Annotated in this window: 18 protein-coding genes; 7 read left to right on the plus strand and 11 right to left on the minus strand. The window is 45.7% G+C overall.

Annotated elements, in window-relative coordinates:
- Window positions 1-77 precede the first annotated feature (77 nt).
- Entirely contained in the window at window positions 78-2,288 is a 2,211-nt protein-coding gene (locus tag QUB11_RS03295; protein ID WP_333389735.1) for a Tex family protein, read from the minus strand.
- A gap of 242 nt (window positions 2,289-2,530) precedes the next feature.
- On the opposite strand from QUB11_RS03295, the gene QUB11_RS03300 reads away from it, so the two are divergent.
- Window positions 2,531-3,370 carry a Uma2 family endonuclease gene (locus QUB11_RS03300; protein WP_333389737.1) on the plus strand — a complete coding sequence of 280 codons (840 nt, stop codon included), beginning with the start codon at window positions 2,531-2,533 and terminating at the stop codon, window positions 3,368-3,370.
- Window positions 3,371-3,423: 53 nt separating this feature from the next.
- Here the strand turns inward: QUB11_RS03300 and QUB11_RS03305 are convergent, their stop codons facing one another.
- The 4 genes from QUB11_RS03305 to QUB11_RS03320 all read right to left on the minus strand — a co-directional run bounded on the left by QUB11_RS03305 (window position 3,424) and on the right by QUB11_RS03320 (window position 5,856).
- Window positions 3,424-4,401, minus strand: coding sequence for a class II fructose-bisphosphate aldolase (locus tag QUB11_RS03305; protein WP_333389739.1), 978 nt, complete (start codon window positions 4,399-4,401; stop codon window positions 3,424-3,426).
- Window positions 4,402-4,697: 296 nt separating this feature from the next.
- Entirely contained in the window at window positions 4,698-5,432 is a 735-nt protein-coding gene (locus tag QUB11_RS03310; protein ID WP_333389741.1) for a phosphoadenylyl-sulfate reductase, read from the minus strand.
- A complete protein-coding gene (locus tag QUB11_RS03315) occupies window positions 5,393-5,620 on the minus strand; it encodes a hypothetical protein (RefSeq protein ID WP_333389743.1) in 228 nt (75 codons plus the stop codon). The genes QUB11_RS03310 and QUB11_RS03315 overlap by 40 nt, the downstream gene beginning before the upstream one ends.
- A gap of 80 nt (window positions 5,621-5,700) precedes the next feature.
- Window positions 5,701-5,856 (minus strand): hypothetical protein, encoded by a 156-nt coding sequence (locus tag QUB11_RS03320; protein ID WP_333389745.1) that lies wholly within the window; start codon window positions 5,854-5,856, stop codon window positions 5,701-5,703.
- Window positions 5,857-6,662: 806 nt separating this feature from the next.
- On the opposite strand from QUB11_RS03320, the gene QUB11_RS03325 reads away from it, so the two are divergent.
- The 5 genes from QUB11_RS03325 to QUB11_RS03345 all read left to right on the plus strand — a co-directional run bounded on the left by QUB11_RS03325 (window position 6,663) and on the right by QUB11_RS03345 (window position 17,451).
- Entirely contained in the window at window positions 6,663-7,028 is a 366-nt protein-coding gene (locus QUB11_RS03325; RefSeq protein WP_333080153.1) for a response regulator, read from the plus strand.
- A 257-nt stretch (window positions 7,029-7,285) separates the two neighbouring features.
- Complete coding sequence (locus QUB11_RS03330) at window positions 7,286-7,789, plus strand: chemotaxis protein CheW (protein WP_333389747.1); 504 nt, start codon at window positions 7,286-7,288, stop codon at window positions 7,787-7,789.
- Window positions 7,790-7,879: 90 nt separating this feature from the next.
- On the plus strand, window positions 7,880-13,672 hold the full coding sequence (locus QUB11_RS03335; RefSeq protein WP_333200384.1) for a PAS domain S-box protein: 5,793 nt from the start codon (window positions 7,880-7,882) through the stop codon (window positions 13,670-13,672).
- Between the two features lie 323 nt (window positions 13,673-13,995).
- Entirely contained in the window at window positions 13,996-16,803 is a 2,808-nt protein-coding gene (locus tag QUB11_RS03340) for a hybrid sensor histidine kinase/response regulator (protein WP_333200382.1), read from the plus strand.
- Window positions 16,804-16,980: 177 nt separating this feature from the next.
- Window positions 16,981-17,451: a chemotaxis protein CheW gene (locus QUB11_RS03345; RefSeq protein ID WP_333200380.1), complete on the plus strand. Its 471-nt coding sequence runs from the start codon at window positions 16,981-16,983 to the stop codon at window positions 17,449-17,451.
- 73 nt (window positions 17,452-17,524) lie between these two features.
- Here QUB11_RS03345 and QUB11_RS03350 read toward each other — a convergent pair whose 3' ends face one another.
- The 4 genes from QUB11_RS03350 to QUB11_RS03365 all read right to left on the minus strand — a co-directional run bounded on the left by QUB11_RS03350 (window position 17,525) and on the right by QUB11_RS03365 (window position 21,548).
- On the minus strand, window positions 17,525-18,772 hold the full coding sequence (locus tag QUB11_RS03350; RefSeq protein WP_333389749.1) for an adenylate/guanylate cyclase domain-containing protein: 1,248 nt from the start codon (window positions 18,770-18,772) through the stop codon (window positions 17,525-17,527).
- A 117-nt stretch (window positions 18,773-18,889) separates the two neighbouring features.
- On the minus strand, window positions 18,890-19,474 hold the full coding sequence (locus QUB11_RS03355) for a PepSY domain-containing protein (protein ID WP_333200376.1): 585 nt from the start codon (window positions 19,472-19,474) through the stop codon (window positions 18,890-18,892).
- Window positions 19,475-19,729: 255 nt separating this feature from the next.
- Window positions 19,730-20,683, minus strand: a complete 954-nt coding sequence (locus QUB11_RS03360) for a calcium-binding protein (RefSeq protein WP_333389751.1) — start codon at window positions 20,681-20,683, stop codon at window positions 19,730-19,732.
- Between the two features lie 205 nt (window positions 20,684-20,888).
- Window positions 20,889-21,548 carry a Fe2+-dependent dioxygenase gene (locus QUB11_RS03365; protein WP_333256924.1) on the minus strand — a complete coding sequence of 220 codons (660 nt, stop codon included), beginning with the start codon at window positions 21,546-21,548 and terminating at the stop codon, window positions 20,889-20,891.
- A 168-nt stretch (window positions 21,549-21,716) separates the two neighbouring features.
- Between QUB11_RS03365 and QUB11_RS03370 the strand changes: the two genes are divergently transcribed.
- Window positions 21,717-21,986, plus strand: coding sequence for a hypothetical protein (locus QUB11_RS03370; protein WP_333389753.1), 270 nt, complete (start codon window positions 21,717-21,719; stop codon window positions 21,984-21,986).
- Between the two features lie 130 nt (window positions 21,987-22,116).
- On the opposite strand, the gene QUB11_RS03375 is transcribed toward QUB11_RS03370, so the two are convergent.
- Both QUB11_RS03375 and QUB11_RS03380 read right to left on the minus strand, forming a co-directional pair.
- Window positions 22,117-23,514 carry an ATP-binding protein gene (locus tag QUB11_RS03375; protein WP_333389755.1) on the minus strand — a complete coding sequence of 466 codons (1,398 nt, stop codon included), beginning with the start codon at window positions 23,512-23,514 and terminating at the stop codon, window positions 22,117-22,119.
- A complete protein-coding gene (locus tag QUB11_RS03380; protein WP_333200366.1) occupies window positions 23,480-24,157 on the minus strand; it encodes a response regulator transcription factor in 678 nt (225 codons plus the stop codon). Before QUB11_RS03380 ends, QUB11_RS03375 begins: the two co-directional genes overlap by 35 nt.
- Between the last annotated feature and the right edge of the window lie 112 nt (window positions 24,158-24,269).

Consider the following 24,269-nt stretch of genomic DNA (forward strand, 5'->3'; position numbering starts at 1 on the left):
TGAGGATTACATAATTATAGCCGTAGCACGGGCTGCAAGCGGGACGCCATCGCCCTTTTTCACCTTTCCCCAAAGTTTTAACGCCTGCGCGGGGCCGGAAGCCTCGCACTATTGCCATTTTGCGGTTGCGGTTTTTCTTGCAGCTTCATCGTCAAACTAACCCGCTTTAACTTCTCATTCACCTCCAAAACCCGCACTTTCACAACTTGTCCGACTTTAACAATCTGTTTGGGGTCATCTACGAAGCGATCGGCTAATTGAGAAACGTGAACCAAACCATCTTGGTGCACTCCCACATCAACAAAGGCTCCAAAGTTAGCTACATTCGTGATTATGCCTTCTAATTCCATCCCAACTTGCAAATCGGAGATTTCTTTAATTCCTGCTTGGAAAGTAGCATATTTAAACTCGGCGCGCGGGTCTCTTCCGGGTTTTTCTAGTTCGGAAATAATGTCTCGGAGTGTTGGTTCTCCGACTTTCTCTGTAACATATTTCTTGATGTTTACCGTCTTGATTTTTTCCGATATTTGTGTTATTCCTGTCAGCGGCAAGTCTAAATCCTTGGCGATCGCCTGCACGACAGGATAACTTTCGGGATGAACTGCTGTATTGTCTAGGGGGTTTTCTCCGCCGCGAATGCGGAGAAACCCGGCTGCTTGTTCAAAAGCTTTTGGGCCGAGTTTGGGAACTTTCAGGAGTTGACGGCGATTTTTAAATGCGCCGTTTTCGTTGCGGTAATTAACGATATTTTTGGCAACTGTTGCCGTCATTCCCGATACAAATGTCAGCAGTTCTTTGGATGCTGTGTTTAAGTCAACTCCGACATAATTAACGCAGCTTTCGACTGTTTCATCGAGTTTCTTTTTGAGCAGTTTTTGGTCAACGTCGTGCTGGTATTGACCGACTCCTATTGATTTCGGGTCGATTTTCACGAGTTCGGCGAGGGGGTCTTGCAAGCGCCGTCCGATGCTGACTGCGCCGCGGACGGTGATGTCGAGATCGGGAAATTCGGCGATCGCCACTTCGCTTGCTGAATAAATCGATGCACCGGATTCATTCACCATGACTTTAATCGGTTTTCTTTCCATTTCTGCCAAAACTTCCGAAACAAATTCGTCTGTTTCGCGAGAAGCTGTACCGTTGCCGATCGCGATTAATTCAATTTTATATTTTTTAATTAAATGCTTGACAATTTTACCCGCTTGTTGTCGCTGAGCGGCCGCTTGGTGGGGAAAAATTGCTTGATATTCTAAAAATTGCCCGGTTTCATCGAGGGCGGAAACTTTACACCCCGTGCGAAATCCCGGATCGATCGCCAATGTCGGTTTCATCCCCGCCGGCGCCGACAGCAGCAACTCGCGGAGGTTGGTTTCAAAAGTGGCGATCGACTCGATATCAGCGACGGCTTTGTTGTGCGATCGTACTTCTGTAATTAACGAAGTCTTCATCAGTCGGTTGAAGGCATCCTTCAAGGTCGATCGATAAAACTCTTTAACTTCCGGTATCCTAGTTCTAATTTCCTGACCCTCCAAATAAGCCATCACTGCGGATTCATCAAACGCCAGTTCCAAATCTAAGACTCCTTCCGTTTCCCCCCGAAACAGCGCTAACATATTGTGCGACTGAACGCTTCTCGCTGCAACTTGGTAATTGCGGTACATTTCAAATTTAGTGCTTCCTTCCGGGAAATCATCTTTAATTTTCGAGACAAAGACTCCGGTTTTCATTAAAAACTCTCGCAAATAAGCCCGCAATTCTGCTTTTTCCGAAACCGCTTCCGCCAAAATATCCGCAGCACCTTTGAGAGCTTCTTCTGCTGTTTTAACTCCCTTTTCTTCCGAAATGTATTTAGCTGCTTCCGCCTCAAAGTCTGCTGGTTTAGCCGTCGGCAAGTTCAGACTTTTGATAAAATTCGCCAGCGGTTCCAAACCTTTTTCCCTAGCAATTGTCGCTCGCGTCCGCCGCTTGGGTTTGTAAGGCAGATAAAGGTCTTCTAGTTCGTTTTTTTGCAAACACGATTCGATTTTAGCTTGCAGTTCTTCAGTGAGTTTCCCCTGAGAGCTAATCGTATCTAAGATCGATTTTTTGCGGTCTTCTATTTCCGTCAGATAGGTGAAGCGATCGGAGATATCCCGCAACTGAATTTCATTCAGCAAATCCGTGCGTTCTTTGCGGTATCGGGCAATAAACGGAATAGTTGCTCCCTCTGCGAAAAGTTCCAGAGCATTATTGACTTGAGACAGATTGATGGAAAGTTCTTGAGCAATCAGTTGAGGAATGTCGATCATAGTGCAGAAGTTCGGATCAGTCGATTTTAGATTTTAGATTTTAGATTTTAGATTAACTTCACAGAAGAGAGGAAGAAAAGGGATCATCCCGATTTTGTTAAAATCGTTTTCTAGGAGTGCGCTCGTCCCGCACAGCAAAGCCGATATATCTCGCTTCTAGCTCTCCGGCTTGCACTCCTGTGAAAGCATCATTGGGATGTTCCCATGATGTTAGCATAAATGCAGTCATTGCTCAATATTATATGTTGCCTTTTAAATATCCTGTGCCGCAAACCGATCCGCCGCGATCGCCCAGAGAAACGCTGCCGACGATGTACGATTTACCTAGCGAAGACCCGGAGGAACCTGGTTTGCCTGACGAATTTCACGATTTGCAGCCGCAGTTGTTGAGCCTGACGTTTCGGCCTCGGAATTATCCGGCTTCTGAGATATTTAGCGGCACCGACATGAACCTTTATTATGACGTGCAGCACACTTTGTGGCACAAGCGGCCGGATTGGTTTGGAGTTGTGGGAGTTCCCCGACTTTACGATCAATCCGAACTGCGGATGAGTTACGTTACTTGGCAGGAAGGCGTGAATCCTTTTGTAATTGTAGAACTACTTTCGCCGGGAACGGAAAAAGAAGATTTAGGCGACAATACCGATGAAGAAAAGTTGCCACTTCAGTCGGGAAACACTGCGGGTAACGGGCAAGTTTTGCAGCCGGATAGGAAGGAGGAACCGCCGAGAAAATGGGAGGTTTACGAGCAAATTTTGCGGGTTCCTGTTTATGCCGTTTTCAGCCGCTATACTAACAAATTGCGAGTGTTTGAATTGAAGGGCGGACACTATCAAGAATTAGAATTGCCTGAGTCGCGAGTGTGGATTCCTGACCTAGGTTTGGGCTTGGGTTTGTGGCAAGGAGAGTTTCAAGGAATCGATCGACTGTGGTTGCGCTGGTATGATGTTGATGGCAATTGGATTCTGACGGAAGCGGAACAGCAACGGCAGCGGGCCGAGTCAGCGGAAGCTCAATTGCAGTCTTTAATTCGGCGGCTGCGGGAATCTGGCATCGATCCCGATCGATTTTTAAACGGTTAGAGAAGACTGAAGTCCTGACTACAAAATGGTTCGCAGTCAGGACTTGAGTTTTTTTACTTCACAAGAAGACAGAAAGCCTCACTATACACAGGCTTTAACATTTGATCAAAACTTGATTGGTTGCGGCTTGTTTGTTTGTTTCTGGTACTCTTTGCGGTCAAGTCATCCGCGTAGGGAGAGTGATGCAAATAAGCTTTACCGACAGAACCGAAAAGTTGCAGTTTGTCAGAAATGACCCATCGCATGGCATTGATAGCTTTTTCCATTATTTCCAACAAATCCGGATGGGCCTCAGAAATGCTACTTTTTAACACGTCCATATAAGCTTCGCGAACTTCTGTATTCACATTAAATTTCGATACTCCGAATTCAATACATTGATGAATCATTGATTCGGGCAAACCGCTAGCACCGTGCATCACTAACGGCACTGAAACAGCAGCCCGGATTTTTGCCAGACGCGGAAAATCTAGTTTTGGTTCGCTTAAATATTTGCCGTGAACGTTACCAATCGTTACGGCTAAAAAATCCACATTAGTTTCTTTGATAAACTCTACTGCTGCTACGGGATCGGTCATCCTTGCGGCTTTCTCATCGATGGTCAAACCGTCTTCCCGGCCACTAATTCTGCCGATTTCTGCTTCCACTGCCGCACCGTTAGCGTGGGCTAATTTAGTCATTTCCCGGCTAAATATTAAGTTTTGTTCGTATGGCAAAAAAGAACCGTCTGCCATAATTGATTTAATGCCCGCACCTAGGCCGAGGTCAATGTCTTTTTCTGAGGTGCTGTGATCTAAGTGTACTGCGATCGGCATTAAAGATTTGCGGGCCGCTTTGATGCACAGCGCGACTAAAGGCGATTTTCCGTATTGGAGGGCACTGGGGTGAATTTGCAGTATAGCAGGACTGTGCAGCGCTTCGGCCGCTTTGATGACGGCTTTGACTCCTTCTAGGTTGTAGACGTTAAAAGCGCCGATCGCATAACCATTTCTCAAAGCCGTGTTCAGCAATTCGCTAGTTGACGCGAGCATATAGTACCTACTTTAAAAACTTTTCTGAATGTTGATCATTCTATCAAAGTTTAAGGGCAAGCTCTGCTTAATTTGTGTTTATTTTAATTGCGAATTCTTCGGCTAGCATTTATTCTGAATGTCGATCATTCTATCAAAGTTTAAGGGCAAGCTCTGCTTAATTTGTGTTTATTTTAATTGCGAATTCTTCCGCTACGATTTATGTGAAGTGCATTTATTCTTGGGTAAGGTGCGCCCAGCGCACCCTACTATTCGTTTGGTGAGCCTAGCGCACCTTACTCCTTAAGTGATTTAAACTATGTTTGGGCGTTACCAGCGTGCAAACCGCACTCTTTTACGGTCGCTTCTTCCCACCACCAGCGACCTTCGCGTTCGTGTTGGTTCGGCAATATCGGCTTCGTACAAGGTTCGCAACCAATACTTACAAAACCGCGTTCGTGCAACTTGTTGTAAGGCACATCCAAAGCGCGAATGTATTCCCAAACCTCTGCCGAAGACCAGTTTGCTAAGGGGTTGAATTTGATTAATTCATGGTCTGGAGTTGAGAATGCAGTGTCAACTTCAATGACCGGAATACCGTTGCGGGTACTGGGACTTTGGTCTTTGCGCTGACCTGTAATCCAAGCATCGAGAGTATTCAGTTTGCGGCGCAGCGGCTTGACTTTCCGCACCCCACAGCATTCTTTGTGACCGTCTTGATAAAAACTAAACAATCCCTTTTCTTCTACTAGGGCTTGTACTTCTGCTGCATCGGGAAACATTACTTCTAATTTAATGCCGTAATGTTTTCTGACTTGATCCAAAAACTGATAAGTTTCCGAGTGCAATCGTCCGGTGTCTAGGGTGAAAACGCGGAAATTCTTGGTGATTTTTGAGGCAATATCGATCAGAACTACATCTTCAGCCCCGCTGAAAGAAATGGAGATATTGTCAAAATTTTCTAGGGCAAATTTGAGAATGTCTCGCGGTGTTTTTTGACTGTATTCTGCTTCTAGCGCGGCAATGTTGAGATTTCTTTGGATGGCAACCATATTTTCGGGTTTTCGGTGTTCTTTTCCTCTAGTTCTTTATTATAGCCGATCGCCGTCTCTGTCTCACCGACTAATTTGACAATCAAGCAATGTCGTCCGGGCCCGCCGGATTCATCCGTGAAGCGAGAAAAAAGCTGCGACTGCTCATCACCAGCCCCCGGATTTATCAGTGGGAGCGCTTTCTTCAATTCTCAAATCTCAAATCTCAAATCTCAAATCGATTGACCGCATCTTGCAGCAGTCTTTGCTGCTGATCCCACAATCAAGCTCAAGGATGGCGATCGCCTGCTGGTAGCAGTTTTGGTGAACCCAACACTCCTCTACTTGGTAAAATTAGACTATCGCCCGGCCCATTGATATCAAATCTGTTAGCATCGGAATTATTCCTATCTCTATTCTTTTCATCTGCGTGAATCTGCGTCAATCCCTTGTCCTGGGCGGTGAATAAATTATCTTTTTTTGACCGCAGATTAGGGCTGATAAACACAGATTAACGCAGATGGATTAGATTGTAGACTGTTGAGGGGATTTTACTATTCCCATGCTACCCGAATTGATATTAATTTGCCCCCCCATTATAAATTACACACAATAAAAGTCTTTAAATATTATTGCTACAATCCTCAGACTTGACTTGTTTTATTAATAAAATAAGAGTGCTGGGTCAGCCAAATTATGCTGTATTTTGCCTGAGAATAACCTTTTTTTCCCATATTAGCACCGCTATAGCTACTTTTTAATTGCGCTTTATGGCACTCAGCAAATAATTTATCTAGCCCAACTTAGGCACTCTTTAAAACTCAATTGTTTCAAGTAAATCTCAAAAAAACGTATAAAAGCTGCCTTTTTTTGCCAATATATCTTTATATGTTCATCCTAAATTATTGGTAAATTTCTTACTCCCTCCCCTTGCTAAGGGGAGGGTTGGGCTGGGGTAAAACTTTACGACTCCGGCAAGGAGTGCTATACTAATATCTGTTGGTTTTGCAACAGCGAATCACCAAGAATCAATTAGTAATTTCCGATTAATTTATACAGCGATTCCGTTAGTAAAGTAAATTTTTATCGCTTTTTATCGCAGACACCTAACGTTCAGCCATACGATCAGCTATATTGTATTTGGAAGTACATTAATTTGTCCGCAAAGCGGTCTAGTCTCATCGCCGCCGATCGCGTCAGCTTCTGAATAAACGTAGTCCGCTGTCAATAACAGCAAGGAAGTGGGGAATCATGTCCAAAATTTTAGTAGTGGACGACGTTAAGAGCGAACTAGAAATTATCTGCCGCATTCTTCAAGATGCCGGACTGGATGTAATCCGGGCAGGCGACGGCGAAGAAGCGATCGCCATGATCCGCAAAACCCCTCCGGCTTTGGTCGTTTTAGATGTAGTGATGCCACGAATGAACGGGTTTGAAGTGATCAGAGAATTGCGGGGCGATCGCACAACTGCCAAATTGCCCGTAGTATTTTGTACTCATAAAAACACCGAGATCGATAAAGCTTGGGGAACTGATTTAGGGGCCGACGCTTACGTCAGCAAACCCTTTGAACCTCAACAACTCGTCCACATAGTGCAGCGCCTGCTTTCAGCGTAAACCGAATATAAGCCATCGGCGGCTTCCCAAAAAACATTATACCGACAAACCCCGTTTTTTTTTAATAAACTGGGTTTTTGAATTCCATAAAAGTTTATGTTTAATGATAAAAACCAGCTTATTTGCCCAGCCTGGATTTATTTAACGGAAACATTTGAGGCACCCAAAGTGATGCTGAAAAACTCGATCGGCGATCGGCTTTAGGGTCAAAGCAAAACTTTAATTTGTAAGCTACACTAGAAACTAAAAATTAAGCCATGAAAATAACGGCTCCCCCCGCTGGGGGGCATCAGACAAGTGCAACAAAGCAATTTCTCCTGTTCGGTCAAGGAGGCAGTCTGTTCGGCATAGAGTTAGAGGCAGTGCGGGAAGTCCTTTCCCTCAAGGAACAACCGATTTCCCTGGTTCCCAATACCCAGCCATTTTTGCTGGGATTAACCAACTTGCGGGGCGAAATCTTAGCAGCAGCAGACTTTGGACTGTTTGTCGGTATTGAGTCTGTTGACACCTACCACCCAAACAGTCGCATCTTAGTGGTAGAAGCGCCTGATCCACGAGACGTGAGATTGTTCTCGAAAATGCGCCTGGGATTAGCCGTCTCCCGCGTCGAAGGAGTTTTACCTCTCAATCCTGATCGTATTGTCTCAGCACTAGATGTCAGTCCCGACCTAGCTCCATTCTTAAAAGGTCTGTACAATTCCGAAGGACGCTTGCTAATGATTGTCGATGTAGAAGCGATCGCCCATTCCGAACGCTGGTAAAAATCAACAATAAAGATAAGTCTGCAACGGCTGTGCATCAATAATATTAACTAACGATCGCCCGCATCCGATTTGCCCATCCTTAATTTTATGATCGAACTTCTCTATACCTGGCTCGCAACGACTTTCACCCTGACATTGCCTGACTTTTCCCAATCGGTGGTAGCTGGAACTGCTAATTGCATCATTTGTGTGTCTTACTTTGCCATCGCCTGGATAATCAGCTTAGGTTTGTGGCGAAACCGTCAATTCGGGTTCGACATCTTCGCCACAGCCACAGCAGCCATATTTTGGAGCTGCGCTTTCGGCCACAGCGGCCACGCCGCCGAATACCTAGGGCTGCCACACTCTCCGGTGGCACAAAGTGTGTTCGATTGGATAACTGTAATGGCGGCACTCGTTTTTTTGAGTTTGTCCAACCGCTACGGATTCTTAGTAGGTTCCAAGCAAATCCTGAGCTCTAAAAAAGAAACAGAACAAGCACTGAGCGAAACTACCCAGCAATTTCACGCAATTTTTGACCAAGCTTTTCAAGCGATCGCATTATTGGAGCCAGACGGTACTCTGATCGAAGCAAATCAGACGGCGCTAGAATTGGGCGATTTCCAAGCATCAGAACTGCTGGGGCTGAAATTTTGGCTGACACCAGGGTGGGCATCATCTCCAACCAATCAGCAGCGCCTAAAAACAAACATTAAACAAGTCTCTGCCGGCAAGTTTGTCCGCGAAGAATACGAAATCACCGGCCCCAACAACCATGTGACAGTAATTGACGTGTCGTTTAAGCCGCTGTTAAATGAAACAGGAGAAGTATTTCAAATCCTCGCCGAAGGCCGCGACATTACCCAGCGCAAACAGACAGAAGCCGCATTGCAGCAGCTAACCGCAGAACTAGAGCAGCGAGTGAATGAAAGAACCGAGCAGATCCTGCAAACTAACGCCCAATTGGAACAGGAAATTCGCGATCGCACCGCAGCCCAAGAGCAATTAAAAGCCTCAGAACAATTCTTAAACAACATCCTCAACAGCATCCCCGACCCGATTTATGTCAAAGACCAACAGCACCGCTGGATCATATTAAATGATGCCTTTTGTCAATACCTCGGTCATAGCAGAGAAGAACTAATTGGCAAATCCTACGACCAGTTCTTGCCCAAAGAGGAAGCAGAGAAATATCGAGAAAAAGACGAATTAGTTTTGTTGACAAATACCAGCATCGAAGTCCAAAAAACCATTACAGACCCAGCAGGAAACACCCGCTTTGTCTCCGCCAAAAAATCTACCTTTGTAGATGCCGACGGCAGACAATTTCTCGTTGCCGCGATTAGAGATATCACCAATCGCGTGGAAATGGAAGAACAACTGCGGCAGACACTGGCAGAAGTAGAAAGCTCCCAAAACTTGCTGCGAACAGTCATTGATGCTACGCCAGACTGCATTTTTGTCAAAGATCGAAACTTGCGCTACACCCTAGTCAATGCTGGTTTCGCCGCCGCCTTCGGCAAAACTCAAGCAGAAATTATCGGCAAAGACGACGCAGAAATCGGCATATCGGTCGATCGAATCTTCGCCAACTTCCACGCCGAAACCGATTCCCAGAACCAAATCCAAAACTTCCGGGCCGACAACCACCTCGCGCCTGCCTCCAACGACTTAGCCACCTTAGCCGACGGCAAAGTACACACCTTCGACACCCAGAAATTGCCCCTCAAGGATGCAGAAGGCAATATTTTAGGAATGCTCGGCTTGGCGCGCGACATCACACAGCGCCGCAAATCTGAACAAGAACTATTGCGTTTCAAAGCAATTTTAGAAACCACAACAGACTGGGTAGGCATCGCCGACACCCAACAGCGCACCATTTATATCAACCGCGCAGCCAGAGAAATGTTGGGAGTTGGCTCTGACGCAGATTTAACCGGAATCAGCATTTCTGACCTGACATCCCCCAAAAGTATCGACACTGTTGTGAACGTCGGCATCCCCGCAGCTTGCCGGGACGGGGTGTGGAGTGGCGAGACAGTTTGGCAGAGTTTAGACGGCGAAGAAATACCAGTTTCTCAAGTAATTATTGCTCACAAATCCGAGAAGGGAGAAATTGAATTTCTCTCAACGATCGCCCGCAACATTACAGAACGCAAGCGCGTAGAACAAGCCTTGCAGCAGAACTTGCAAATGCTCGACCTCGCCAGCGAGGCCTTGATCGTTCGGGATATGGACGGCACGATTAATTATTGGAGTCAGGGAGCCGAACGGATGTACGGCTGGACAAAAAAAGAAGCCTTGGGGAAAATCAGCCATACTCTATTGCACACCATTTTCCCCCAGCCTTTAGCAGCTATTTCGGCACAGTTAGAAGAGCAGGATTATTGGGAAGGAGAAGTAATTGACACCACCAATTCTGCTACCAAAATTACCGTATTCAGTCGCTGGAATTTGCAGCGAGACGAACAGGGAAAACCGAAAGCAATTTTAGAAACTAACAACGACATCACGGAGCGCAAGCAAGCCGAAATCGAAAAGCAAAGATTGATTTCGCTCGTAGAAAGTAGCTCGGATTTTATCGGCACGGCCACCATGGAGGGAGAGGCAACATACCTGAATGTCGCGGGAATGAAACTAGCAGGATTGCTAAATATTGAAGAAGTCAAAAGCAAAAGTATGTATGACTTCTTCTCAGTAGAAAATGGTAAAATTTTCAAAGAAGAAATCGTGCCGGCTACTGTGCGAGACGGTTTTTGGCAGGGTGAATTCCGTTTGAGGAACTTTCAAACCGGCGAAGACTTTCCGGTTGACTTCACCCTATTTACAGTCAAACACCCAGAAACCGATGAGCCTATGGGGTTCGCAACAGTTACTCGCGACATCAGCGATCGCAAACGCGCAGAAGAGATGGTGCGCGATCGCGAAAGACTATTCCGAGCCATTTTCGACCAATCGTTCCAATTCATAGGTCTGCTCAAACCGGACGGCACCGTTTTGGAAGCCAACCAAACAGCCTTGGCCGCCGCAGGCCTTCGGAGCGAAGAAATCATAGGCACTCCGTTTTCCGAAACCCTGTGGTGGCAGATTTCCCCGGAAACCAAGCAACAGATACAAGAAGCGATCGCCGCAGCCGCAGCCGGCGAGGTAGTCCGTTACGAAGTGGATGTGCTAGTTGCCAACGGTGCAGTGGCGACCGTTGACTTCTCCATCAAACCCATTACAGACGAGAGCGGCAAAGTCTTGATGCTCATTCCAGAAGGCCGTGACATCAGCGATCGCAAAGCCCTAGAACGAGAATTAGTTGTGCGTCAAAGTCGCTTTGACGCATTTTTCGCAGCCGCCCCCACCTCAATGTGTATTTTTGACGAGCAGTTGCGCTTCGTGCAAGTCAACGAGAAATTAGCGGCAACCACCGGCGTCTCAGTTGCCGAACACTTCGGTAAGACGGTGAGGGAAGTTCTACCCGAAATGAGCGATACCCAAGTGCCGATGTTGCAGCAGATTCTCGCCACCAACCAACCGTTGTTAAACCTTGAGGTGTCGGGATCACTCTTCAACGAACCGGGCGTCCTGCGAGATTGGCTGGCGTCATACTTTCCTTTGCCCGGATCTGACGGCAAACCCATCGGTATCGGGGTTGTGGCGATCGAAATTACCGATCGCAAAAAAGCAGAAGTAGAGCGCGATCGATTTTTTACCCTTTCCCTAGACTTGGTTTGTATTATAGATTTTGAAGGCAAATTCAAGCGCATCAATCCGTCTTGGGAAAAGACACTCGGCTACGCGGCGCTTGAACTCGAAGACAACTATTATATCGATTTAGTCCATCCAGACGATCGCCAATCAACCCTCGAACAAGCGGAAAAAGTAGCCAGCGGCTCCGAATTAAAGTCTTATGAAAATCGCTACCGTTGCAAAGACGGTTCCTACAGGTGGCTGTCGTGGAAAGTGCGACCTGAAACCGAACAAAAGCTCATGTATGCAGTCGCTCGCGACGTTACCGAAAGCAAACAGGCACTTAATCAATTACAAGAAACAACAGCCCAATTAGCCCGATCCGAAGGCCAATTTCGGCAGCAAAGCAATCTCTTGCAACTGCTAATAAACAGCATTGGCGACGGCATAATTGCTGCCGACGAAAATAGCAATTTTCTTTTATTCAACCCCGCCGCCGAAGATATCTTTGGCAAGGGTGCGACAGACACTCTTCCCAACGAATGGTCGGCAAAATACGGTTTATTCTTGCCCGATACCGTAACTCCCTATCCCCCAGCCGAAATACCTTTAGCGCGGACGGTTCGAGGAGAAGTAGTTGACGATGTAGACCTTTTCACCCGCCACGCACGCAAGCCTGACGGCGTGTGGGTGAAAGTTAACGGTCGGCCGCTCAAAGACGAAACGGGGGCGCTTAAAGGCGGCGTAGTCGTTTGCCGCAATGTCACCGAACAAAGAGCATCCCAGCAGCGAATGCAGCAGTTGGCCGAGGCACAGGAACGTTTGCTGCAAGAACTCAAAACGCGGCAAAATGCCCTAGACGAATCGGCGATCGTCAGCGAAACTGATCTCCAAGGCATCATTACCTACGTCAACGACCGATTCATTGAAATCTCCGGTTACAGCATGGGAGAACTCCTGCACCGCAACCACCGCCTCGTCAATTCAGGCTACCATCCCCAATCATTTTTTGAAGAAATGTGGGTGAAAATTTCTCGCGGTTTGGTGTGGAAAGGGGAAGTCAAAAACCGACGCAAAGATGGCTCGTTTTATTGGGTAGATTCGACGATCTCCCCCATCTTTGATACCAGCGGCCAAATAGTCAAATATATCGCCATCCGCTTTGACATCACCGAGCGCAAAGAGGCAGAAGAACGACTAGGAAAATTGGCAGCAGAACGTAAAGCTGAAGCTGATTCTCTGACGCAGCAAGTCCTTAAATTGTTGGGAGAAATTAAAGGCGCGGCTCAAGGCGACTTGACAGTCAGGGCGGAAGTGACTAACGACGTTTTAGGTGCTGTCGCCGACTCTTTCAACTTCTTAATCGGTTCTCTGCGGAAAGTGGTAACAGGAATTCAAACTTTAGCCGAACAGGTAACATCTGCCACCGGCGAGTCGATTAATAATACCAGTCAACTCACCCAACAGGCAGAAATTCAGGCAGCAAAAATATCTGCCATCATGCGCGAAATCGAGCGGATTGTGAATTCGATCCGTGACGTGCGAGATGTTTCGGTGCGGGCGGAAACAGTGGCTCAGCAGTCTTCTCAAACGGCTGAAGTCGGCGGTATGGCGGTCGATCGAGCTGTCGAAGGCATTAACGGGCTCCGGTTGACGATCGCCTCTACCTCGAAAATGATGAAGCGTTTGGGCGAATCTTCGCAGCAAATTGGCAAAATTGTGACTTCGATTTCTCAACTTGCTTCGCAAACTAATTTATTAGCTTTGAATGCTACTATTGAGGCGGCGCGAGCCGGCGAACAAGGTTTAGGCTTTGCAGTTGTTGCCGAAGAAGTGCGGAAATTAGCAGAAAGATCCGCCGGCGCTACGGAGGAAATCTCGGAAATTGTCGGTACAATTCAAGAAGAAATCAGCCGCGTGATGAAGGCAATGGAATCCGGGACGCTGGAGGTAGTGGAAGGCACTAAGCTAGCAAGCGAAGCTAAAACTCACCTCAATGCCATCATCGAAGTTAGTCGAGAAATGAATGCTTTGGTGCAGAATATTACTATTGCATCTGCCAAGCAAACTGTTTCGGCTGAGGGAATTGCTAACAGTATGCAGCAAGTCAACGAGATTGCGAATACTACCGCACAAAAAGGTGCGGATGTCAAAGCATCTTTGGACGAGTTGTCTGGTTCTCTGGGCCAATTGCAAAAGTCGGTGGCGAATTTCCGCAGTTAGTTATTCGTCATTAGTCATTAGTCATTGGTCATATTAAATCCGGTTAAATACCACAATTCTGTAGGGGCGGGTTCATCAAAAATCTTGAATTATTACCGACAATCTGCATAAACCCGCCCCCTCTCCCAACGCAAAAAGTGCGCTCGCATTTCTGTCGTTGGGGCAAGAAACCGGGTTTCTCCGAAAAATTTGGGTTGAGTACGATAAATCTAGGAAGAAACCCGGTTTCACCAGATTATTTGAGTGGTGCGGGTTGAAATGAACCGGACATAATCTAAGAACTGACTAATGACTAATGACTGCTAACCAATGACTAATTTAATATGAATGATGACGATTTAAACGAATTAATAGATGCTTTTACCGCAGAATGCGAAGAGTTTCTCCAGTCAATGGAGACGAATCTGCTGGCGATGGAAGCTGCGGGTTTGAAAGAGCGACAAGCGGCAGTTAAAGAAATGTTTCGGGCGGCTCACTCGATTAAAGGTGCGGGTTCGATGTTGGGCTTTCAAAACGTGTCGGCGGCGGCTCACACGCTGGAGGACTGTTTTGTCATTTTGCGCGATCGCACAGACTTGGCGGCCCTGGAACCGACTACTGTGAGTGTTTTGCTGCAGGGGGTGGATGCTCTCAAAAAGATTACGATCGAATCAGTTCAACACTCCGATGTCACAACTCCGGATCAAACCGAAAACTTGGAGGCGATCGCCCGAATTTTCTCGGAATTCCAGGCCAAGTACGGCAAGTCAGAACAGCAGCCAGTCCTCGCAGTCAGCCAATCGCCCGCCCCGGAAACCCTGAAACAGATTTTTGAACACCAAGTGCCGACACTCTTCAATCGCCTAGAAACCGAGCTTTCCCAAGCTTCCGAGGCAGATTTGGCAACAAGCGTCACCGCCCTCAACCAGGTTTACTACCAACTTTCCGGTTTGGCTGGAATGCTGCAATTGCCGGATTTTGGCAAAGTCGCCGCAGCCCTCAGAGATTTGATTGACTCTCCCGACTTGACTGTACAACGGTTGCAATCCCACGGTTGGGCGATCGCCCAAAACTTGCAAACCGCACGCCAACAAATATTGGAAGGAAGGGCGATCGACATCCCCGAAATCTCCCCCACTCCCCCCGACTCTCCCTCTCCCACTCTCCCCCTCTCCCCCTCTCCCACTCTCCCCGAAATCTCCCCCTCCCCGACTCTCCCAGTCCCCAACCCGCAAAGACCGACAATCCGGGTAGACTTAGAACGCTTAACTGAATTGGTGAATCTAGTCGGGGAATTAGTCATCAACCGTACAAATTTAGAACTTCAAGAATCCGAACTGCGCGGCGAAGTCAAGCGCATCCGCCGCAGTATCGTAGATTTAAACCAATTCGGCGGTCAGTTGCGAGAAGAATACGACAGACTGAGCTTTGCAGAGTGGAGAGGGGGAAACGGAAACTCTGGAGTGGGAAAACTTGCAGCAGAAACAGAATTCCCAATGATTGCTAACGGCAAATCCTCTCCGGTTCATGCTCACTTCGATATCTTAGAGATGGATCGTTATACAGAGTTCCACTCGACAGCCGCAGAAGTCATCGAAACTGCCCAAGCAATTTCTCAATCCGCCACCAAATTAGACACCTTAGCCATGAAATTCGAGCGCAGTACCGACCAACTGCGCCGCATTACCGAACAACTACGCAGCCGCGTCATGCAGTTGCGAGTCGTAAGTTTCAGTCGCGCCGTCGATCACTTGCCCAGAGCCCTGCGGGAGATGTGCCTCACATACGATAAAGATGTCAACCTGCTGCTAGTGGGAAGAGATACCAAAATTGACGAAAGTTTGCTCGATGCTTTGCGCGACCCCTTAATACACTTAGTGAGAAACGCTTTCGACCACGGCATCGAAATGCCAGAAGTTCGGAAAGCAAGCGGCAAGTCGGCCAGCGGTCAAATAGAAATAGAAGCCCGCCACCAAGGCGGCCAAACTATTATTACTGTCGCCGATGACGGCAAAGGCATTGACCCGGAAATGATTCGCCGTAAAATTGTCACAAAGGGTTTGGCGACGGAGGAACAAGCTCAAGAATTTTCCATTGCCGAACTCTACGATTTTCTGTTTTGGCCGGGTTTCAGCACTACAGAAGGGGTCAGCGACCTTTCGGGGCGGGGAGTAGGACTCGACGTGGTGCGAACAAATTTGCGGACTGTGCGGGGGACTGTGAAGGTAGACTCTCGCCTCGGAAAAGGTACGAGTTTTATTATCAAACTGCCGCTGCTGCTGTCGATTACTGATGCTTTGATGGTGAAGACAGATCACAATAAAATAGCAGTGCCGCTGGATGCAGTCGAGGAAATTCTGCACATTAAAGCCTCGGAAGTTCACATTGCCGGCAATCAACCAATGCTGTGGTGGCGGGAGGAATTTATTCGTTTGGTGAGAATGCAAGATTTGCTCGAATACAGCGTCGTCGGGCCGGATGCCCCCTCTCCTGATCCTTTGACCCAAGAGGAAATTCCTGTCCTGGTTTTGGCTTCTACCGAAGGAATGCTGGCGGTGGCCGTGGAACGGCTGATCGGTCAGCAGGAAATTGTGGTTAAACCTTTGCCGCCGCCTCTATCCAAGCCTCGCGGCGTTTTGGGGACTACGATTTTGGGGGACGGGCGCGTGGTGAATATTCTGGATGTGGATGATTTGGTGGGCCAACCTGGGGTAAATAGTTCGATCGCCGCTGTCTCCGGTAAAGTGCAGGAGATGCCGGCGAGTTCGAGTCAGTCACCGCAGATTTTGGTAGTGGATGATTCCTATACAATTCGCCAGTTGTTGTCTCTGACGCTGACTCGTGCTCGCTACCGGGTGGTACAGGCTAAAGACGGTGTGGATGCCCTGGAAAAGTTGCAAAATGGTCTTGATTGCAGTTTGGCGATCGTGGATATTGAAATGCCTCGGATGGATGGATTTGAATTGTTGCGATCGATCAGATCGACCGAGCGGTTTGCTAAGATTCCTGTAGCCATGCTGACATCCCGTAGCGGGGCAAAACATCGGCAAATGGCAATGGAATTAGGCGCAAATCAATATTTCACGAAACCTTACAGCGAAGCCCAACTTTTACAAGCTATCCCCAAATTAATCCACCAATCAATAATTTAATCCACCATCTCAAATTTGCTATCAAATAATCTCTAATCTCAAACAAAACTTAGGCAAAAAGTAAGTGAATACGCGAATAATAGTGGAAACTACGCACCCGACTCACCTACTAAAATCGAATAATCTAAAATCTAAAATCCAATAATCTTCAATCTAAAATCTAAAATCTAAAATCGAATGACTCACGCCAATTACAATCGCCGCTTTCGGAGCAACAAACAAGCCACTGTTAGAATTGCCCCTAAAAAATTTGTTTCGTTTGAATTGGGGAACGTCTACTATGCTGTTCCTATAGAACGAGTGCTGCGTATTGTTAAAGACTTTACTCCCTACGGTTTTTTAGAGAGCGGTCAAAGTTTAGTGCGACACCAAGAAGAACTAATTACGCTGATTAGTTTATCTAAAATATTTCCCAGCATCCGGACTATTCCCGACAACAACTACCTGATTGTTTGCAGTTTAAATAAGAGCGATCGCCTGGGAATTCCGGTTCCTAATATGCCAAAAATCTTGGAAATATCCGAAGAAAACTTCTGCGAAATTCCCGAATTGTACCGCCAAGATCAACTCCCTAACGCCGTAGAAAAGTTAATTCGATCGCCAGACGGTACAGAAGTTTTTTATCTAAATTTAGATCTATTTAACTAGAGGATATAATCAGAGTTTTCTGATTGAATATATCGCCCTTTTTTACTCTGTGTTCGCAATCCCTGACGGCTAGCTATATTAACCGCCATGCAATTAAAGCTGCTGTTTTACCTTTGGCCGCGATCGGTTCGCAAGGTTCCACCGTTAGATGTTGTGACATCCTTTGATAAACAGCATCAGAAATAGTAATCGCACCACCAGGCGTGGCACTTTCTAAGCGTTTGGCTGTATTGACAACATCACCAATCACCGTATAAGTCCGAACATCTTCACCGCCAAATAGCCCTTCAATAACGCTCCCGCAATGCACCCCGCATCCCGCACCAATTCCATATAATTCAAGCATTTCTAAAGCAGCTTTACTCATAGATTTAGCCGCAGCAATTCCCTGCTGTGGCGTAGCATAAATCGCCATAACTTCATCGGCTGTAAATGTTATTCTTAAAGGCTGAAACTGAGAAGCTGATGGTTCAACACAGCGGTAATATTCATTGATAACCGCTGCAACTGTCTCAGGAGAAGTTTTTTCGCACCAACTTGTAAAACCGCGAATATCCATAAATAAAATCGTGCGATCGCACTTTTGAAAAGCCAAACCTGCTGGATTATTAAGCGCTGTGTCTACTACATGACTTCCCATTCCCCATTCTGCCATATTTCCCAGTAGTTGAGCAGTTTTTTGTAGCTGCTTTCTCTGTTTGACAAGCTGTACCGACTGCAACCCTAAAAGCAAACCGATAAACACCATACTCCAACTAAGAAACCAATGCGTTGCCGTCCCCGCAAATGTCACAATTAATTCGAGATTAGCAATTAAATATTGAGATTTCATCCCAATCACAACATAAAAAGCTACCACCATCAGAGCCCTTACCAAACTTTCCAGTGGAATCAGCCAATAATCAATACCCTTAGCCCAATGGAATCGCAATCCTTGCAAAGTAGCAATCATCAGAGAAAATAACCAAAAGACAATGTGACTAAAATTTTGGAAAAAATCTAGCCCGTCTATCGGCACATCAATCAGCGTATAAATACCAACGCAGATCAGGTTTCCCCAAAAACGGTGGCATTTCGAGTTCGACAGATACCAAGCCTGAACAAGCATTGCTACTATCAGTAAATATTCAGTTGGATCTGTGATAAATTTGAAGAAACCAGCTAATATCAAGTCTGATAAACTCTTCAGAATTAAAAAGTGACCGCTGTTACTTAATACTTCACTGAGAAATGCACTGGTGCGGCTTCCTTGTAGCCGACTGTCCCATACATTTTTTGAGTTTAGACTTTTTTTTTCCGTTTCAATACCTCTATTCATCATCTTAATTAAAGGTCAGTGACCAGATAATTATTGTATACCAGTTCCCCAAAAAAGATGCAACTGTAGAGAGGATTCAAACCACGATCTTCATCAGTCATTCCCGAAAAAAAAATGGTATTAGCTATCTTCCTCTGTTGTTTGCGGGCGACGTTTCCGAAAAATACCAGTCATATTGATTCCTGTTACCAGCAGCAAAATCGCACCAATACCCACAAAAAGCACATAGATTGGCATCAAAAAATCTCCCAAATATTCTCCTTGGTGGATATTCAAAAAAACTTCTCCTACCTCTTTCGGCATCTTAAACCAGCTTCTGCCAACTCGGTAGATTACACCTGTAACCGTACTGACTGCTAAAGGCAAGACAATAATCGGTGTAGCAATACGGTGAACCTTACGAAAATCAAGTTTAGCACCTGGTCTTTCAGGGCGTGCGCGACCAAAAAATTTGGTCATCGTCAAACCAGTGACTATCAGCCCAATCACTCCCAAAGCCAGCAAAAGCACATAAAATGGTCTGAGTTCCTTTCCGAGATAGCTTCCTTGGTGAATTACCATAAAAATCTCGGCAGCATCATCTTCTATACCAAACCAACTTTGTGCGAGCCGATAGGTAACACCAGTTAATGCACTCAATAGTAAAGGGATAAAAATAATCGGTGCAACTTGGCGGTGAAGTTTGCGAAAATTAAGGCTAGCCATCTATTTATTCTCCTATTTTTTAGAGGTTTTGTTGTTGACCAATCAGATAGTCTTGGACGCACGGGTAGGCAGAAACCGGGTTTTTGCGAAAATATTTCGCTTTTGTATAGTTTTGGACGCACGGGTAGGCAGAAACCGGGTTTTTTTGCGAAAATATTTCGTTGTTACCCGCAGATTCGGTAAAAAACCCGGTTTCTTTGGTCGAAGTGGGTAAGTCCTGTTGTGAAAAACCCGGCTTCGGCGCAAATCCTAGCATTATGAAAAAGTGAAATCAGCCGCGTTAATATTTCCAGCATTAACTCCTTTCAACACTGCCAAATATTGACCCGTACTTGCTATCTGTAACAGAGTATCGCTAGCATAAATTCCAGTTCCTTGAGTGATATTAATGTTAGAAATTCCTAAGCCATCTTTCAACTTCAGTATGTCTGCGCCTTTTTGAAAGTCCGTGATGATATCAGCGAGATCGAAAATATTTGCAGCCCCTCGCCCTTCCAGCTCAAATAAATCCAAACCCATGCCGCCGGTCAGAATATCTTTACCCTTCCCTCCATCAACGATATCATTTCCTGTACCGCCGCTAAGTGCGTCAAAACCCTTGCCGCCTTCTAGTTTATCATTGCCATTGCTGCCAGTCAGAACATCATTGCCCTTGCCTCCTTTTAAAGCAATATTATTGCCAAGAATTCCTGTCAAGCTGTCATCACTATCTGTACCTTTAATTTCATTCTCGTAGAAATGGCCGTCACTTTCGTATCCATAATTACTAACACTCCCTGAAGTACCAGTTTGATAACCATTTTGGTATCCATCATCGCTGCTACTACTTATGTACCCAGAATTGCTGTCACCATTTTTGTATACATCATCGTTGCTACTACTTGTGTACCCAGAATTGCTGTTGCCAATGTTGTAACGGCTGTCATCGCCACTTGTGTACCCAGAATTGCTGTTACCAATGTTGTTACCGCTGTCATCGCCACTTTCGTAACGGCTGTCATCGCCACTTTCGTAGCCAGAATTGCTGTCACCACTTTCGTAACGGCTGTCATCGCCACTTTCGTAGCCAGAATTGCTGTCACCACTTTCCCCACTTTCGCCAATTGAGAGTTGGTATCTCTCCGATGATACTCGATCGACATCGATAGAATTGTCTTGTGTCACATAAGACTGTCCCACGCCTGTCCAAATTTTAGTTTGGTTGCTCATCTGTTAGATCCTTGTTGTTTAAGTCATCTACAATTACTGTGACAAAACAAAGTAAAGAACTCGGAAAGACCTAAAATGTATTTCATCCGCCTCCAAAACCTCCTAAATAGTCCTGGACGCACGACATCTATATCTCGTGTGAATGTAGGGGCAATCCCCCGTGGTTGCCCTTATCCCTTGGTCTCTTGTGTAAGTCCTGCTCAACCTAAACGTCAGCCCATTTTCGCAGCAAATTAGCAATGCTTTTGGATAGCAAGTCAAACTCCGCTGTCTTTCCCGACTTCTGAAAAAGGGTATCGCGAACCGTATCCAAATCAAAGAGAATTTCTCGATTATGAGCATCCCGAACTAAACTCTGCACCCAAGTCACCGCCGCTAGTCTTTCACCTTCAGTTACAGGTTCCACCCGGTGTAAAGTTGTAGTAGGATAAACAACCATTGAACCAGCATCAAGTTTAAAAACTTGTTCGCCTTGGGTACTTTCAATCACTAATTCCCCGCCCGTATAAGTTGCAGGATCGCTGAGAAATAGAGTGAGAGATAAATCCGATCGCATTAGTTCTTCATCTCCCATAATCGCATTATCAATATGTGTCCCGTAGTACATTCCTCCTTGATAGCGACTAAACATAATGGGACGAATTGCTTTAGGGCGCGCCGCTATTTGGAATAAAGAATTGCGTTTTAGTGCTTGATTGACTAAATTTCTGAGTTCCTGAGTTGGAGCCGCATCATTTTTTAGTTGAGAATTATTTTTTACTTGTTGGGCGTACCAACCTGCTGTTAACTTCCCATCGACAAATTCAGCATTTTTTAGGCGATCGACAATTAATCCTAATTCCTCTGAAGTCAGAAGATTTGCCATACAGATAATCATTTGGGACACTCCTACAGGTTGCTAATGGACTCGCATTGTAGCAGCAATAAGGTAATGTCTGTGCAAACAATTTTTAGATATTTTTGGTTCTTTCCGAGTTCTTTACTTTTTTTTGGGATAGTAGCAGTAATCACCCAGAATAAGGCTTTTTGAAAGATGCAAAATAAAACTAAGATTTGGCTCGGCATTGGAGCTTGCGTTTTAACATCTGTAGCTGCTAGTGCGATCGCATCCCAGAATGATAGCAGTGTTAATCAATTTTCCCCTATTTCTCTTTTAAGTAATGCTGCTAATTCATCGATGAGCAACAGCAAGCCGGTTAAACCGATCGTCTTAATGAGTAGCAGTGGCGGCGAACAAGGAGAAAGCGGCGAAGGAAAAAAACCAAAACCCCGGAAAAAAAGTAGTTTCACTTCTGAACTTTAGTTGACAGATAGTAATGTCACAATGACAGCTTCGAGGGGCGGGGAAAGTGGAGAAAAAGGAGAACAAGGAGAAAGCGGTGAACAAGGAGAATCTGGGAAGAAGAGTTAAGGTTTTCTATTAATATCAACTCTTAAGCTACTGAGGAGAATTTTACTTGAAAACAGCTACCTATTCCTAGCTGACTGGTAACGCTAATGTCTCCTCGGTGGCTTTGGACAATTGCTTGGGCGATCGCCAATCCCATCCCCAAACCCCCTTCGCGGCGATTTCTGGCTCTATCTGCTCTCCAAAATCTGTCGAAAACTAACTTTACATCTTCTGGAGCAATGCCGATGCCGGTATCCTCTACACTCACAATTGTCGATCGGTTCTGTCTGCTCAGAGAAACAGTCACACTTCCGCCCGCTGGTGTGTAATGAATTGCGTTTCCGAGCAAGTTGGAAAACAAACGAGTTAGCTGTGCAGCATCTCCCATTACAGACGTATTAATGGCTAAATTTGACTTGAGAATAATTTGCTTTTCTTGAGCTTGCAGTTCCCACAAATCTAGCAAATCCTCTAATAGTTCATCTAACGGCACCGCTATCCACTCGCGGGCGATCTTGGCTGCTGGTGCATCCATTCTAGTTAATAAAAGTAAGTCTTCAACTAACTGAGTCATCTGTTTAGTAGCAGAGGCGATCGCCGCCATTTTCTTAACATCCGCTGCATGAATTCTCTCTGGATGACTCTGCATAACTTCCACTGAAGTTTTAATCGCCGTCAGCGGACTTCTCAACTCGTGAGAAGCATCAGCAGTGAATTGTTTTAACTGCTGAAAACTATCCTCAATTGGCTTGAGAGATTGCTTAGTCAGCCACAAACCACCAACCGCAGTCAAGCTCAGGAAAATAATACTTCCATAACCCAAATTCCAGCGGAGTCTGCTGAGAACTTCTTCGACTTCTTTAGTAGATTCGCTGGTGCGAATATAACCTTTTAATTCTTGTTTCTTATCATCATAAGAAATGTAAACTGGAATTGTTGCCGACCGAATTTCCCCGTTTTGTATGGTTTGGAAACCCGATTTTATCGGTACAGGCGGTAAAGTCTTGCCGGAATTTCCTAACATTTTACCTGCTTCATTAAACCATTCTACAGATTGATCTGGTTCCCGCAGATTTTGCCAGGGAATGTCTAAGTCTCCGTCTTTGTCTAACTGGCTAGTTACTTTTTCGCGATTGAGTTCAATTTGAAAATCATCATTGCGCTGTTCACTTTCTTGGTCAGATTCATCGCCTTTTTTTTCGGGATTTTCTGAAAGATGCTGCTTTTCGATCGCAACTAAACTGTGAGAAGCTGCTTGAGCCAAAACCTCCAATCGCTGGTCTAATTCTTGATACAGACTGCTGGCAAATAATTCATAAACAGCAATAGCAGAAGTTCCTAAAATAGCTACCATCACTGTTAAGTAAGATAGCAATAAACGCCATCCCAAAGCTTGAAATTGGGGATTAGAGGTTTTGGTTGAGCCGATAACCCATGCCATAAATAGTCTCAATAAAATTAGCTGGTGCGCCTGCTGCTTTCAGTTTTTGTCGCAAACCCCGGAGATGAACTTTTACGGTTTCTTCTCCTGGCGAGTCTTCAAAAGCCCATATATGGTCTAGGATAGCACTCCGTGTTAAAACGCGCCCTCCTGTTCGCAGAAATAATTCTAGCAAACTGTACTCCTTTGGTGTAAAATGCAGCAAATTATCGCGATAAGTAACTTCGCAGGTATTCGGGTTTAAACGCAGATTTTCCCACTCTAATACTGGTGGCAAAGTTGTACTTCCCCGCCGCAGTAAGGCTCTAATTCTTGCTGCTAATTCTGGCAAATCGAAGGGTTTAACGACATAATCATCTGCTCCGGCATCTAGTCCTATGACTTTATCATTGCTGGTGTCTCTGGCTGTTAGCATGAGCACGGGGGTTTTTAAACCTTGTCGGCGCAAGCGCTGACAAAGGCTAATTCCATCTATTTTTGGCAGCATCACATCTAGCAGAATTAAGTCATAGGTAAAAGTTTCTGCAAAGTTCCAACCTTCTTGACCGTCGGCGGCTATGTCTACGGCATAATGTTGGTCTGTGAGGGCTTCTGCTAATGCTTGGGCAATGCGATCGTCATCTTCTACTAACAAAATTCTCATAGCTTACTGTTAAATACTGAATGCTAAATACTGAGTGCTACATAGTGACTGTTGAACAGCAATATAAAAGATAATTCGCACACCTGATGGTTCCGAAGTATTTTATCTAAGT

The sequence above is a fragment of the Microcoleus sp. B6-A1 genome (genome assembly GCF_036705085.1).
In the GTDB taxonomy this organism is placed as follows: Bacteria; Cyanobacteriota; Cyanobacteriia; order Cyanobacteriales; family Microcoleaceae; genus Microcoleus.